The organism is Modestobacter italicus (genome assembly GCF_000306785.1).
GTDB classification, from domain to species: Bacteria; Actinomycetota; Actinomycetes; order Mycobacteriales; family Geodermatophilaceae; genus Modestobacter; species Modestobacter italicus.
The window spans coordinates 2,806,314-2,819,884 of record NC_017955.1 but is presented as its reverse complement, the minus strand read 5'-3'; the positions used below and the strand labels follow the sequence as shown (position 1 = coordinate 2,819,884).

The 13,571-nt window shown below is 73.3% G+C and carries 13 protein-coding genes and 1 pseudogene; 11 read left to right on the top strand and 3 right to left on the bottom strand.

Annotated features, from left to right (window positions below):
- On the bottom strand, positions 1 to 1,362 hold the full coding sequence (locus MODMU_RS13655; RefSeq protein ID WP_014740863.1) for an aminomethyltransferase family protein: 1,362 nt from the start codon (positions 1,360 to 1,362) through the stop codon (positions 1 to 3).
- 137 nt (positions 1,363 to 1,499) lie between these two features.
- The gene (gene ligM, locus MODMU_RS13650) at positions 1,500 to 2,900 is read right to left on the bottom strand and encodes a vanillate/3-O-methylgallate O-demethylase (protein WP_041795270.1); all 1,401 of its coding nucleotides are present in this window, start codon (positions 2,898 to 2,900) and stop codon (positions 1,500 to 1,502) included.
- A 525-nt stretch (positions 2,901 to 3,425) separates the two neighbouring features.
- On the opposite strand from ligM, the gene MODMU_RS13645 reads away from it, so the two are divergent.
- From MODMU_RS13645 to MODMU_RS13610, 8 genes and pseudogenes are all read left to right on the top strand, one after another.
- Positions 3,426 to 4,238: an ABC transporter ATP-binding protein gene (locus tag MODMU_RS13645; protein WP_014740860.1), complete on the top strand. Its 813-nt coding sequence runs from the start codon at positions 3,426 to 3,428 to the stop codon at positions 4,236 to 4,238.
- Positions 4,225 to 4,935, top strand: coding sequence for an ABC transporter ATP-binding protein (locus tag MODMU_RS13640; protein WP_014740859.1), 711 nt, complete (start codon positions 4,225 to 4,227; stop codon positions 4,933 to 4,935). The genes MODMU_RS13645 and MODMU_RS13640 overlap by 14 nt, the downstream gene beginning before the upstream one ends.
- A complete protein-coding gene (locus tag MODMU_RS13635; protein WP_014740858.1) occupies positions 4,936 to 5,817 on the top strand; it encodes a branched-chain amino acid ABC transporter permease in 882 nt (293 codons plus the stop codon).
- Positions 5,817 to 6,908: a branched-chain amino acid ABC transporter permease gene (locus tag MODMU_RS13630; protein WP_014740857.1), complete on the top strand. Its 1,092-nt coding sequence runs from the start codon at positions 5,817 to 5,819 to the stop codon at positions 6,906 to 6,908. The genes MODMU_RS13635 and MODMU_RS13630 overlap by 1 nt, the downstream gene beginning before the upstream one ends.
- Before the next feature lie 20 nt (positions 6,909 to 6,928).
- Positions 6,929 to 8,191: an ABC transporter substrate-binding protein gene (locus MODMU_RS13625; protein ID WP_014740856.1), complete on the top strand. Its 1,263-nt coding sequence runs from the start codon at positions 6,929 to 6,931 to the stop codon at positions 8,189 to 8,191.
- A gap of 77 nt (positions 8,192 to 8,268) precedes the next feature.
- Positions 8,269 to 8,706, top strand: a pseudogene (locus tag MODMU_RS30330) (LLM class flavin-dependent oxidoreductase); the annotation flags it as partial.
- 32 nt (positions 8,707 to 8,738) lie between these two features.
- Positions 8,739 to 9,371 carry an LLM class flavin-dependent oxidoreductase gene (locus MODMU_RS29525; RefSeq protein WP_014740854.1) on the top strand — a complete coding sequence of 211 codons (633 nt, stop codon included), beginning with the start codon at positions 8,739 to 8,741 and terminating at the stop codon, positions 9,369 to 9,371.
- Position 9,372: 1 nt separating this feature from the next.
- Positions 9,373 to 10,209 (top strand): alpha/beta hydrolase, encoded by an 837-nt coding sequence (locus MODMU_RS13610; RefSeq protein ID WP_014740853.1) that lies wholly within the window; start codon positions 9,373 to 9,375, stop codon positions 10,207 to 10,209.
- Here MODMU_RS13610 and MODMU_RS13605 read toward each other — a convergent pair.
- Positions 10,202 to 10,957, bottom strand: a complete 756-nt coding sequence (locus MODMU_RS13605; protein WP_197537324.1) for an SDR family NAD(P)-dependent oxidoreductase — start codon at positions 10,955 to 10,957, stop codon at positions 10,202 to 10,204. The genes MODMU_RS13610 and MODMU_RS13605 overlap by 8 nt on opposite strands.
- Before the next feature lie 159 nt (positions 10,958 to 11,116).
- Here MODMU_RS13605 and MODMU_RS13600 point away from each other — a divergent pair, with 159 nt between their 5' ends.
- From MODMU_RS13600 to MODMU_RS13590, 3 genes are read left to right on the top strand one after another with little or no spacing between them, the layout of a single operon-like run.
- Positions 11,117 to 11,770 (top strand): GntR family transcriptional regulator, encoded by a 654-nt coding sequence (locus MODMU_RS13600; RefSeq protein ID WP_014740851.1) that lies wholly within the window; start codon positions 11,117 to 11,119, stop codon positions 11,768 to 11,770.
- On the top strand, positions 11,767 to 12,468 hold the full coding sequence (locus MODMU_RS13595; RefSeq protein ID WP_014740850.1) for a 4-carboxy-4-hydroxy-2-oxoadipate aldolase/oxaloacetate decarboxylase: 702 nt from the start codon (positions 11,767 to 11,769) through the stop codon (positions 12,466 to 12,468). The genes MODMU_RS13600 and MODMU_RS13595 overlap by 4 nt, the downstream gene beginning before the upstream one ends.
- Positions 12,465 to 13,541 carry a 4-oxalomesaconate tautomerase gene (locus tag MODMU_RS13590; RefSeq protein WP_014740849.1) on the top strand — a complete coding sequence of 359 codons (1,077 nt, stop codon included), beginning with the start codon at positions 12,465 to 12,467 and terminating at the stop codon, positions 13,539 to 13,541. The genes MODMU_RS13595 and MODMU_RS13590 overlap by 4 nt, the downstream gene beginning before the upstream one ends.
- The last annotated feature ends 30 nt before the right edge of the window (positions 13,542 to 13,571 follow it).

The window sequence follows — 13,571 nt, the reverse complement described above, 5'->3', positions numbered from 1 at the left end:
TCAGCGCGCCCGGTAGGTGTCCCGGGCGTCGTAGGGGCAGGGGGCCACGACGGCGCGGATCCGGACCTGCTGGTGGTCCTCGACCGCCGGCTTGGCCGAGACCGGCTGCTCGCCCCAGACGACGGTCACCTCTGTGCCGGGCTCGGCCAGCGCGGTGTCGACGGTGGCCAGCGAGACCATCTGACGCTCGTTGGCGAGGTAGCCGCAGTCCAGCGAGACGCCCACCCGCTCGCCGTCCTTGAGGACCAGGTCCTCGTGGTGGGTGGCGTAGCGGGCCTTGGGCATCTCGATGTACTTCGCGCCCGGGCCCGGCCGGTACAGCGAGCCGATCGCGGCGGTGACGTCGTCGGCGTCCCACACCAGGGTGACCTTGGTCCGCGGCGGCGGGGTCTGCGCCAGCTGCTCCAAGGCCGCGCGGCCGACGAAGTCGTGGTCGAACTTGACCGTCTTGCCGTACCCGACGTCGTAGGGGGTCAGGTACCAGTCGCGGACGTCGGAGGAGTCGAGGCTGCCGCCGATGGAGCCGACCTTCGACAGCGGCAGCCACTCGCGGTACTCGGCCATCAGCGGGTCGTCGCCGAACAGCGCGGCCATCGGCGCGGGCACCCAGCCCGACCCGAGGTTCGCCGTCGAGTACGCCTTGGCGCCGACCCGCACCAGGCCGTGGTCCGCGCCGGCCTCCAGCAGCGCGGCCAGCACCGCCTCGCCGTCCGCCCACGGGCCGAAGAGCTCGAAGCCCGGCTGGCCGGCCATCCCGTGCCGCAGCGCGCGTGCGCGCCGGCCGGCGATGGTGAACTCGGCCATGCTGAAGAACCGCGCGTCGGGCACGGGGGCGCCGGTCACCTGCTCGAGGAGCGCCAGGGCGGTGGGGCCCTGCAGTTCGTACCGGTACAGCGTCGGGGGTCCGGAGGCGCGGAGCGCGGAGTTCGGGTCCCGCTCAGCGGTCGCGTCGTAGCTGCCGCGCTCGAGGTGGAAGGTCACCCAGTCCAGCACCATCGGGTGCCCCACCAGGTCGAAGGAGCCCTCGTCCAGGTGGAAGAGGATGGCGTCGCCGATCAGGTGGCCGTCGGGGGCGACGGCGACGAACTGCTTGGCCTTGCCGGGGCCGAAGCCGGCGAAGCTGTTGACGGCGAGGTCGCTGAACAGCCGCAGCGCGTCGGGGCCGGTGACGAACAGGTCGTGCATGTGGTGCGACTGGTCGAGCAGTGCGCAGCTCTCCAGCCACGACCGCTGCTCGGTCCGCCAGTTGGTGAACTCCGGCTGCACCGGGAAGGTGCTCGGCGGGAAGGCCAGGTTGCGGAGGAGCTCGACCGGGCTGCCCGCTCGGGCGAGCGCGGCCGCGAGGCTCTCGGACGACGGCATGGGAGTCCCTTCAGGACGTGCGGGGTCGTCCGGGGACCTGCTGCCCGCAGGACGACGCGGATGGGCCGGGCTGCGGGCGTGCGGGCGGTCCGGGGTCGGGTGGCGGTGCGGCCACCCGACCCCGGACCACCGGTGGGTCAGCTGGCGGCCGCGCTGCGCCAGCCGCCGTGGTACTCGGTCCGGGCGGTCTCCGCGTACGGGGCCGGGCTCACCACGGCGCGCACGGCGAACTGCTCGTGCGGTTCGACGTTCGACTTCCCGCTGCCGCCGTCCGGCTCGCCCCAGACGACCCGGACCTCGGCGCCGACCGGCACGTTCGGGTCGACCGTGGCCAGCGACAGCCCCTTGCGCTCGTTGGCGCTGTAGCCGGTGAACAGCGACGCACCGACCACGGTGCCGTCGGCGTCGATGACCGAGTCGAAGTTCGACGACCCGTAGTTGGCGTTGGGCAGGTCGAACACCTGGTACCCCGGAGCCGGGGCCACGATCCCGCCCAGCACCTTCGTCAGGTCCTCGTCGTTCCAGGCGAGGGTGACCTTGCGCCGCTGGGTGGCCGGGTCGATGGCCTCCAGCGCCTCACGGCCGATGAAGTCGTGGTCGAACTTCACGAACGAGCCGTAGCCGAGCTCCCACGGGTTGAGGTAGTAGTCCTCGATCTTGTCGGAGACGAAGCTGCCGGCCAGCGCGTTGGTCGCCTCGTACCCGTTGGCCGGGAGCCACTCGCGGTACTCGCGCAGCTCGTCGGCGGTGTAGATCGCCGGCAGCGGCGAGGGGATCCAGCCCGACTCGAGGGTGTTGGAGGAGTAGGCGCGGGAGCCGCACGGCTCCAGCCCGAACTCCGCACCCGCCTCGAGGATGGTGTCGCGCACCTTCTCGTAGGACTCGTACGGGCCCCAGATCTCCAGGCCCGGGGCGCCGGCCATGCCGTGCCGCAGGGTGCGCACCTTCTCGCCGCCGATGTTCATCTCGGACATGCGGAAGAACTTCAGCTGCTCCAGGTCGCCGCCGTGCAGCTTCTCGATCACCGGCCAGGCGTTCGGGCCCTGGATCTGGAACCGCCACACGTCGCGGCTCACGGCCTTGCCGTACGGCCGCGAGGACGAGCGCGGGTCGTTGCGGACCTCGACGTCGTAGCCCTTCGACCCCTGGAACTCCAGCCAGTTGGCGACCGGGGCCCGGCCGACGAAGACGTACTCGTCCTCGGACAGGTGGAACAGGATCCCGTCACCGATGACCCCGCCCTCGGGCGAGACCGGGACGAACTGCTTGGCCATGTTGACCGGGAAGTTGGCCACGCTGTTGATGCCGGTGTCGGAGATCAGCTTCAGCGCGTCCGGACCGGAGATCCAGGTGTTGTACATGTGGTGTGACTGGTCGAAGAGCACGGCGGTCTCCCGCCAGGCCTTCTGCTCGCGGCGCCAGTTGGTGAACTCGGAGGGCACCACCGGGTAGATGTAGGTGCCGATCTGGGAGTTGCGCAGCATCCCGACGGTGTCACCGGTCTGGTCGAGGAGCTCCTGCAGGTTCTTCGCGGTCATGTGCATCCGTCCTCGTGTCATCTCTCGGCGCCGCCGGGTGGCGGCGTCGCACGGCAGCGGCTCGGGCGCAGCCCCGCCCCGACGCTAGGCGCGGGACGTGGCGCCGGACACATCCGGATGGCGGGTGGAGCCCGGCCGCATCCGACCCCCCGGACTACGTCAGATGTCGCATCGGCGCGGCCGGGGGCCTCGCGGTCTCCCCGCCGGCGAGGCGGGTGCGCCGGCTGGTGACGTGCGTCACGACCGCAACGTAGCAAGGAGCGCCGGTCGGCGCCCGTCGCGCGGCGGGGGACGTGCCGCCCGGCCGGGGCGACCGGCGGGCGCGGGCACGGCTCGTCACCGCCCCGACGGTCGGGGATGGGTCAAATGTCCCGAATGTGTCGCTGAGAGCCGGCTCACACCGATCGATACGTTGCCGTGACCGTCGCCACAGCTAGCCTCTCGTAGCCTCCTCCACGGCGGGGACGCACCACCCCACCCCAGCGACCCGGTGCTCCCGGTGGTCGACGACGACGGAGAGGCAGGATGACCACGACGACGGGAACCGAGGCGCCTGACGCCGCGCTCAGCGTGCGGGACGTGTCCCTGCGGTTCGGCGGCATCACCGTGCTCGACGGCGTCTCCTTCGACGCGCCGCGAGGCGGCATCCTCGGCCTCGTGGGGCCGAACGGTGCCGGGAAGACCTCGCTGTTCAACTGCATCAGCGGGCACTACCAGCCGACCGCCGGCTCGATCCTCGTCAACGGGACGGAGACGGTGCGGACCCGGGCCTGGCGGATGGCGCAGCTCGGGCTGGCCCGGACGTTCCAGCACCCGGCGCTGCGGCTCGACGCGACCGTGCTCGAGAACGTCATGCTCGGCGCCCACTCCTGGCTGCCGGGCGGGCCCGTCTCGTGGTCGCTGCGGCTGCCCGCCACCCGCCGGCAGGAGCGCGAGGCGCGCGCGACGGCGCTGGAGCTGCTCGACCGCACCGGCCTGGCCTGGGCCGCCTCGATGCCGGCCGACGAGCTCTCGCACGGGCTGCACAAGGGCGTCGAGTTGTGCCGCGCGCTGCTGTCCCGGCCCCGGCTGCTGCTGCTCGACGAGCCGGCGGCCGGCCTCTCGCACGGCGAGGTCGAGGCGCTGATCGGCACCGTCCGCGAGGTGCGCCGCGAGTTCGAGCTCACCGTCGTGGTCGTCGAGCACCACATGGGGCTGATCTCGGCGCTGACCGACCGGGTGGTCGTCCTCGACCACGGCGCCAAGTTGATGGAGGGCACGGCCGCGGAGGCGCAGTCGGACAGCCGCGTGGTCGAGGCATACCTGGGCAAGGAGGCCGCCGCAGATGAGTCTGCTTGAGCTCGAGGACGTCACCGCGTCCTACGGTCACGCGCAGGTCCTGCACGGGATCTCGTTCTCGCTGCCGGAGAACGGGGCGACCGGGCTGCTGGGCGCCAACGGTGCCGGCAAGACGACCACGCTGCGCGCGATCAGCGGGACGGTGCGCACCACCGGCCGGATCCTGTTCGAGGGCCGCGACATCAGCGGCCTGGGACCGGACCGGACGGCGCACCTGGGCATCGCGCACGTGCCGGAGGGCCGGGGCACGCTGGGCCAGCTCAGCGTGCGGGAGAACCTGCTCGTCGGCGCCTACCAGCGCAAGGACCGCAAGCAGATCGCGACCGACGTCGACTACGTCCTCGACCTGTTCCCCAACCTGCAGGAGCGGGTGAGGTCGAACGCCGCGGCGCTGTCCGGCGGCGAGCAGCAGATGCTGGCGGTCGGCCGCGCGTTCATGGCCAAGCCGCGGGTGATCCTGCTCGACGAGGCCTCGCTCGGGCTCGCCCCGAGCACGGCCCGCCGGGTGTACGACGCCGTCGTCCGGCTGCGCCGCGAGGCGCAGGTGTCGATGGTCGTCGTCGAGCAGAACGCGAACCTCGCGTTCTCGGTGGTGGACGACGCCACGGTGCTGGAGACGGGGCGGGTCGCGCTGCACGGCAGCCGGGACGAGCTCATGGGCATGGACGCCGTTCGCCGCGCGTACCTGGGGGGTTAGGTGTCGTACTTCATCCAAGTCGTGGTCGACGGGCTGTCGAACGGCGCGATCTACGCCGCGATCGCCCTCGCCATCGTGCTGGTCTACCGGGCCACCGCCCTGATCAACTTCGCCCAGGGCGGCATGGCCGTGGCGGCCACCTTCGTGGCCTACGCGCTGACCCAGGCCGGGGTGCCCGTCCTGCTCGCGCTCATCGCGGCGGTCGTCTTCGGGTTCGTCCTCGGTGCGCTGCTCGAGCGGGGGGTGATGCGGCACTTCGAGGGTGGCGACCCGGACACCGCGGTGGTGGCCACCATCGCCCTGCTGGTGATCCTGTCGGGTGCGTCGGCGTTCTTCTTCGGCTACGAGCCGCACCCGTTCCCGTCGCTGTTCCCCAACAAGACCATCGGCGTGCTCGGGGTGTTCGTGAGCCTGCGGTCGATCGGCACGATCGCGGTGCTGCTCGTGGTGATGGTGGGGCTGCAGCTGCTGTTCCAGGGGACCAAGCTCGGGCTGGCCATGCGAGCGGTCGCCGACAACCCCCGGTCGTCGGCGCTGTCCGGCCTGCCGGTCAGCCGGCTCCTGATGATCGGCTGGGGCCTGGCCGCCGCGCTCGGTGCGATCGCCGGGGTGCTGGTCGCCCCGCAGCTGTTCATCAGCCCCGGGATGCTCGACTTCGTGCTGGTCTACGCGCTGGCGTCGGCCATCCTCGGCGGCCTCGACTCGCCGATCGGCGCCGTCGTGGCGGCCGCCTTCATCGGCGTCATCGAGAACCTCGCCGGCGCCTACCTCGACTTCATCGGCGACGACCTGAAGATCGCGGTGCCGTTCATCGCGGTGATCGTGATCCTCGTCGTCCGGCCGCAGGGGCTCTTCGGACGAAAGGTCACGGTGCGCGTCTGATGGCCACCAGCACGGCGTCCCCCGCCACCACCAGCACCACCGCCCCGCGCGCGACCTCCCGCTGGAAGGGCGTCGCCCTCGTCGGGGTGCTCGCGATCGCGCTCGTCGTCGCCCCGCTGGTGTCCAGCCCCTACGTCAACTACCAGCTCTCCAGCATCGCGGTGTTCGCGGTGGCGATCCTCGGCCTCAACATCGTGATGGGCTACACCGGCCAGGTGTCGCTGGGCCAGAGCGCCTTCCTCGGGCTCGGGGCCTACATCGCGGCGTACGGGATCCTGCACGACTGGCCGGGGCCGCTGACGCTGCTGCTGTGCGCGGTGGTCCCGGCGGTGGTCGGGATGCTCGTGGCGCTCGCCGCGGCCCGGCTGCGCGGGCTCGCGCTGGCCATGATCACCCTCGCCCTGCCGATCGTCGGGGTCCCGCTGGCCCGCCGGTTCGACGAGTTCACCGGCGGCTCGCAGGGGCAGGTGGTCAGCTGGCTGCGGGCACCGGAGTCCAGCGGCCTGGCCAACGACCAGTGGCGCTACTACGTCGTCGTGCTCATCGCCGTCGTCGCGTTCGCGCTGGCCCGCAACCTGGTCCGGGGCCGCATCGGCCGCTCGTTCGCCATCGTCAAGGAGAACGAGGCGGTGGCGCTGTCCATGGGCGTCTCGCCGTACCGGACCAAGGTGCTGGCCTTCACGATCGCGTCCCTGCTGGGCGGCGTGTCCGGGTTCATGTACCTGGCCGTCGTGCAGTACACGTCGCCGGAGACCCTGGTCTTCGCCACGTCGATCAACCTGGTCGCCGCGATGGTCATCGGCGGGTCGGCGAGCATCGTCGGCACGGCGCTCGGCGCCGTGTACTACGTGCTCGTGCCGGTGCTCGCCGGTCAGGTGAACTCCTCCCGCACCGCGCTGATCTCCGGCGTGGTCCTGCTCGCGGTGCTGTTCCTGCTCCCCGCCGGCCTGGTGTCCCTGCCGCGCCGGCTGGCCCGGCTGCGGAGCTCCCGCCGGCGCCCGGCGCACCCACCGGCCCACCCCACGACCTCCGACGAGGCGGCGCAGACCGCGTCCGCCCCGACGGCAGCCACCACCGACCAGCACTCGTGAACACCGAGAGAGGCGATTCAATGACGAAGACCCGAAACGCGGCGCGTGCCAGTGGCGTGGTCGCCACTGTCAGCATCGCTGCGCTGCTCGTCTCCGGGTGCACCCGGGACAGCACCGCCGGCGGCCCCGGCGCGGACGACTCGGCCAGCCCCGGCATCACCGACGACTCGATCAGCATCGGCATCAGCAGCCCGCTCAGCGGCGCGACCGCCGGTCCCGGCTCCTGCACCATCGCCGGGCTGGACGCCTACATCGAGGCCAAGAACGCCGCCGGCGGGTTCGAGTTCGGCGACGGCAAGACCCGCACGGTCGACTTCACCTACCTCGACGACGTCTACGACCCGGCGAAGGCGGTGTCCAACTTCCGCCAGCTGCTCAACGACAACATCTTCGCCTACGTCGGGGCGCTCGGGACGCCGACCAACGCGGCCGTGATGCCGATCGCCGAGGAGGAGGAGGTGCCCCAGGTCCTGCTGACCACCGGTGCCCGCACGTTCTCCAACGACCAGGAGGCGCACCCCTGGACGACGGGCTTCGTGCCCACCTACGCCACCGAGGGCCGCGCGTTCGGCGAGCTGCTGGCCAACGCCAACCAGCCGCTGACCGTGGCCACCCTCGCCCAGAACGACGACTTCGGCGAGAGCTACCTGGACGGCCTGAACGAGGCCATCGAGGGCAGCCAGGTGCAGATCGTCGCCTCCGCCACCTACGAGCCGACCGACACGACGCTCGACGCCCAGGTGACCGAGCTCGCGGCGAGCAAGGCCGACGTGCTGCTGAGCGCGGTCTCGGTGACCCCGCTGCAGGTCGGCGTGCTCACCAAGGCGCAGTCCCTCGGCTGGCTGCCGCGGATCTTCCTGCCGTCCAACACCTCGACGCCGGGGACCATCCTGCAGCCCGGTGGCGCGGCGGCCTACCCGGCCGTGTACACGCCGTCGTTCTCCAAGAACCCGAACTCGCCGGCGTTCGCCAACGACGAGGACGTGAAGGCCTACCTCGACGCGTTCGAGAAGTACGGCTCGAAGATCGCCACGACGTACACCCCGCACTGCGCGTGGAGCTACGCCGAGGGCGCCGTGCTCGACGAGGCGTTCCAGGGCATGGAGGAGCCGACCCGCGAGGCGTTCATGACCTCGCTGAAGTCGATCAGCGGCTTCCAGGCGCCGCTGCTGCTCGACGGCATCACGGTCGACACCACCACGGACGACGACGCCGCCATCGCCGACGTCCAGCTGGTCCAGTACGACGGTCAGGCGGCCTTCAAGCCGGTCACCGCCTACTGACCACCCCGTGACCGGGGCCCGGGACACCGTCCCGGGCCCCGGTCACGCCGTTCCCCCGACACCCGCGAGGACCCACCATGCCCCTTGGTCCCGGAGCGCCGGACGCGCCGCAGGACGTCACGTTCGGCCTGTTCGACTGGATCGACGCAGCGCCCGGCAGGACGCCGGGCGAGGTGTACCAGAGCCGGTTGCGGCTGCTGACCGAGGCCGACCGGGGCGGGTTCAGCGTCTACCACCTGGCCGAGCACCACGGCACCCCGCTGGGCCTGGCCCCCTCGCCGGCGCTGTTCCTGGCCGCGGCCGCCCAGGCGACCGAGCGGATCCGGCTGGCGCCGACGACCTTCATCGTGCCGCTGTACGACCCGCTGCGGCTGGTGCAGGAGATCTGCATGCTCGACCAGCTCAGCGGCGGCCGGCTGGAGATCGGCGTCGGCAAGGGGTCCTCCCCGCACGAGGCCGCGATGTTCGGCCTGACGCCGGCGCAGGCCGCGGACCGCTTCGAGGAGCTGATGCCGGCCGTCCTCGGGCGCTGGAGACCGGGGTCTTCGTGCGCCCGGGGCCGGACGGCGACGCCGAGCCGATCCCGCTGCACGTGTCGGTGCGCCAGCGGCCGCACCCGCCGCTGTGGTACCCGACGTCCAACCCCGCCTCGATCCCGCGGCTGGGGGAGGAGGGCTACAACGTGGTCTTCGGCTTCGGGTTCTTCTCCCCGCCGCTGGCCACCGTCCGGGAGCAGAGCCGGCTCTTCTTCGACCGCTTCCGGGCCTCCCGCGAGCGCGGGACGGTGCGGTACGGCCTCCCCGGCGTGACGCCGCGGTTCGGGATGATGCGGCACGTGCTGGTCGCGCCGACCGACGAGGAGGCGCTGGACCTGCTCCGGCCGGCCTTCGCCGACCACCACACCTCCTTCACCCACCTCTGGCGGCTGCACGGCGACGCGCGGCACAGCGGACCGCTGGACGTCGACCAGCTGCTCGCCGAGGGCAAGCTGTACGCGGGGTCGCCGGAGACGGTGTCCCGGCAGGTCGCCGAGGCCGTCACGGTCGGCGAGGTCAACCACGTCGCCGGCTCCTTCGCCTGGGGGTCGCTGGACCCGGAGGCGTCGCTGCGCTCGGTCCGGCTGTTCCGCGACGAGGTGGTCCCCGCCGTGCGCGAGGTCGCCGCCGGGGTCGGGGTCTGACGTGCCCGAGGTGACGGTGCGGCGGGACGTGGTCTACCGCAGCGAGCCGGGGGTCGAGCTGCGGCTGGACCTGTACCTGCCCGCGTCCGGGCCCGCCCCGCTCTGCCTGTGGCTGCACGGGGGCGGCTGGCTGCGCGGGTCGCGCGGGGCCCGGGCCGCGGAACGGCTGCTGCCGGTGGCCGAGGCCGGTGTGGCGATCGCGGCGGTGCAGTACCGGCTGAGCGGCGAGGCGACGTTCCCGGCGCCGCTGGACGACGCCCGCGCGGCGGTCCGGTGGCTGCGCGGGAACGCGGCGGAGCTGGGGCTGGACGCCGACCGGGTCGGGGTCTGGGGCGGGTCGGCGGGCGGCCACCTCGCCGCGCTGCTGGCGCTGTGCCCCGACGAGCGGGACGCCGAGCTCGGGGACAGCTCGGTGCAGGCCGCCGTCTGCTGGTTCCCGGTCACCGACCTCACCCTGCGCGACACCGACGTGCCGGCCGGGCCGCTGCCCCCGTTCGTCACCGGTCGGCCCGACGTCCCCTCCCAGGAGGCCCGGTTGCTGGGCGCCGCGTCGGTGCGCGAGGTGCCGGACGCGGCCCGGGCGGCGAGCCCGGTCACCCGCGTGCACCCCGGCGCCCCGCCGTTCCTGCTGGCGCACGGGGACCGGGACGGGCTGGTGCCCGCCGAGCACAGCCGCGCCCTGCACCGGGCGCTGCGGGTGCAGGGGGTCCCGACGACGCTGCTCGTGCTGGCCGACGCCAACCACGAGGACCCCGCGTTCGACACCCCGCCGGTCCTGGGGGCGGTGAGCGCCTTCCTGCGCAGCACCCTGCTCGGCGACCCCGCCGGTGTCAGCTGAAGGCCACCCCGCCGTCGACGATCAGCGTCTGCCCGGTGACGAACCCGCTGCCCTCGGAGCACAGGAACGACACCACCGGCGCGAGGTCGCCGGGCTCCATCGCCCGCGGGACGGCGCGGCGCCCGGCGGACGCCGCCAGGTAGTCCGCGTCGTTCAGGGCGCGGGTGGCGTCGGTCTCGACCAGCCCGGGCGCGACGGCGTTGACCGTGATGCCGTCCGCGCCGACCTCCCGGGCCACGCTGCGGGTCAGCGCGATCACCGCGCCCTTGGAGGCGGTGTAGTGGGCGAACCACGGCACGCCCATGTGCACGGTGGACGACGCGATGTTCACCACCCGGCCCCGCCCCTGGGCCTTCATCGCCGGGTGCACGGCGCGCATCCCGAGCCACACGCTCCGGGTGTTCACCGCCAGGACCCGGTCCCACTCCTCGACCGTGATCTCGGTGAACGGCCGCTTGGTCCCCAGCCCCTGGTAGATCGCGGCGTTGTTGACCAGCGCGTCGATGCGGCCGTGCCGCTCGAGGACCGCCGCCACCAGCTCCTGCCACGACGACTCGTCGCTCACGTCGGCCCGCAGGTGCGTGATGCCGCCGTCCGCGTCGTCCGGCTCGACGACGTCGGCGGTCACCACGGCAGCGCCCTGGGCGGCCAGGTACCGGCTCAGCCCGGCGCCGATGCCGCGCGCACCGCCGGTCACGACGACGACCGTCCCGGGCGCGACGCTGCCGCGCATGTCCGGCTGGCTCATCTGCACTCCCGGTGCTCTGGTGCCCGGCGGGCGGCCGGCCGGCGGCCCGCACGGTCTTGATAGCGCACCGCGGTCCCGTCCGCCCGCGCGGGATGTCGGCGAGACTGTTGACGATCCTGTCGACGATCCCTACGGTCGGGACGTCGGGAGGAGGAGTCGATGGCAGCAGCAGCACGGGACGCGGCCGAGCAGGCCCTGCGCACCGCGATCTCCCGGGGTGACCTGCCCCCCGGCCACCGGCTGGTCGAGGAGGAGCTGGCCGGGCAGCTCGGGGTCAACCGCAGCAGCGTCCGGCTGGCCATCGACGTGCTGATCGCCGACGGCCTGGTCGAGCGGATCCCGCACCGCGGCGCGCGGGTCCGCGTCGTGTCGGTCGCCGAGGCGGTCGCCACGACCGAGTGCCGGATGGTGCTCGAGGGCCTGCTGGCGCGTAAGGCCGCCGAGCGGGTCACCGACGAGCAGGCCGGGCGCCTGCGCGCGCAGCTGGCCGCCATGGGGGAGGCGGTGGCCGGCGGCGACCTGCTCAAGTACTCGGAGCTGATCTCCCAGCTCCACGGCCTGGTGCACGACACCGCCCGCCATCCCGTCGCCGCCGGGCTCGTCGACCGGCTGCAGGCCCAGGTGGTCCGGCACCAGTTCCAGCTCTCGCTCCGCCCGGGCCGGCCGCAGGTCAGCCTCGGCGAGCTCACCGCGGTGGTCGACGCGATCGCCGCCGGCGACCCCGACGGCGCCGAGTCCGCCACCGTCGCCCACTTCCGCAGCGTCGTCGCGGCCCTGTCCGAGCCGACCAGCAACCCCGGAGGACCAGCATGAGGAACGTCGTCGTCACCGACCCACCCCGCGCCGACGCGGCCGACGCCGAGGCGCTCGGCGGCTTCGGCGTCGCCACCGTGCACGAGGCGCTCGGGCGGGTGGGCTACCTCGGCCCCACGTTCCGGCCGGCCTGGCCGGGCGCGCGGATCGGCGGCACCGCCGTGACGGTGCTGTGCTGGCCCGGGGACAACCTGATGATCCACGTGGCCGTCGAGCAGTGCCGCCCGGGCGACGTGCTCGTCGTCGCGACCAACTCCCCGTCGACCGACGGGCTGTTCGGCGAGCTCTTCGCCACGGCGCTGGCCCAGCGCGGGGTGCGCGGCGTGGTCCTCGGCAGCGGGGTCCGCGACGTCACCGAGCTCCGCGAGATGGGCTTCCCCGCGTGGTCGACCGCGGTGAGCGCGCAGGGCTCGGTGAAGGCCACCGCGGGGGCGGTCAACGTGCCGGTCGTCCTGGGCGGCCAGCAGGTGGCGCCGGGTGACGTGGTCGTCGCCGACGACGACGGCGTGATGGTGGTGCCGCGCGCTGACGTGCCGCGCGCGCTCACCGCCTCCCGGGCCCGGCTGGACAAGGAGGCGGCCAGCCGCGCGGCGTTCCAGGCCGGCGAGCTGGGGCTGGACCGCTACGGCCTGCGGGCGAAGCTGCCGGACTTCGGCATCGAGTACGTCCCCTACGAGACCTGGGTGGAGGAGCGGTGAGCTACGACGACACCGGGGTCCGCTGCACGATGCTGCGCGGCGGCACCTCACGCGGGCTGTTCTTCGAGGCGGGTGACCTGCCCGCCGACCCCGCCGAGCGCGACGACCTGCTGCTGCGGCTGATGGGCACCCCCGACCCCCGGCAGATCGACGGGCTGGGAGGCGCGACCACGCTGACCAGCAAGGTCGCGGTCCTCTCCCGCTCCGAGCACCCGGACGTCGACGTCGACTACCTGTTCCTGCAGCTCGGCGTCGACGAGGCCACGGTCAGCGACCGGCAGAACTGCGGCAACATCCTCGCCGGGGTCGGGCCGTTCGCCGTCGAGCGGGGCCTGGTGCCCGCCGGCGACGGCGAGACCAGCGTCCGGATCCGGATGGTGAACTCCGACAGCGTCGCCGTCGCCACCTTCCCGACGCCGGGGGGCCGGGTGGAGTACCACGGCGACGTCGAGATCGCCGGTGTGCCCGGCACGGCCGCGCCGGTCGTGCTCGCGTTCACCGACACCGAGGGCTCGGCCACCGGCGCGCTGCTGCCCACCGGGCACGTCCGGGACACCGTGGAGGGCATCGAGGTGACCTGCGTCGACAACGGCATGCCCGTGGTGCTGGCGCTGGCCGGGTCGTTCGGGCTCACCGGCCACGAGTCGCACGAGGAGCTCGCCGCCGACGCCGCGCTGCTGTCGCGCGTCGACGCGTTCCGCCGCAAGGCCGCCGAGCTGATGGGCATGGGCGACGTGTCCACGGCCTCGGTGCCCAAGACCGTGCTGCTCGCCGCGCCGCGGGACGGCGGGCAGGTGTGCACCCGCTCGTTCATCCCGGTGCAGCCGCACACCTCGATCGGCGTGCTGGGCGCGGTCAGCGTGGTCACCGGCATGCTGCTGCCCGGCGCCGTCGGGCACGAGCTGACCGCGGACTGGCCGGCGGGCACCTCCCAGGTCGACGTCGAGCACCCGACCGGGCACCTGCTGGTCGACGTCGTGGTCGACGCCGAGGCCACCCCGCCGCGGGCCGTCCGCTCCGGCGTCGTCCGCACCGCCCGCAAGCTGTTCGACGGCACGGCCTTCCCGCGCTAGGAGGACCCTCCTGCCCCCCACCGCTCGCAG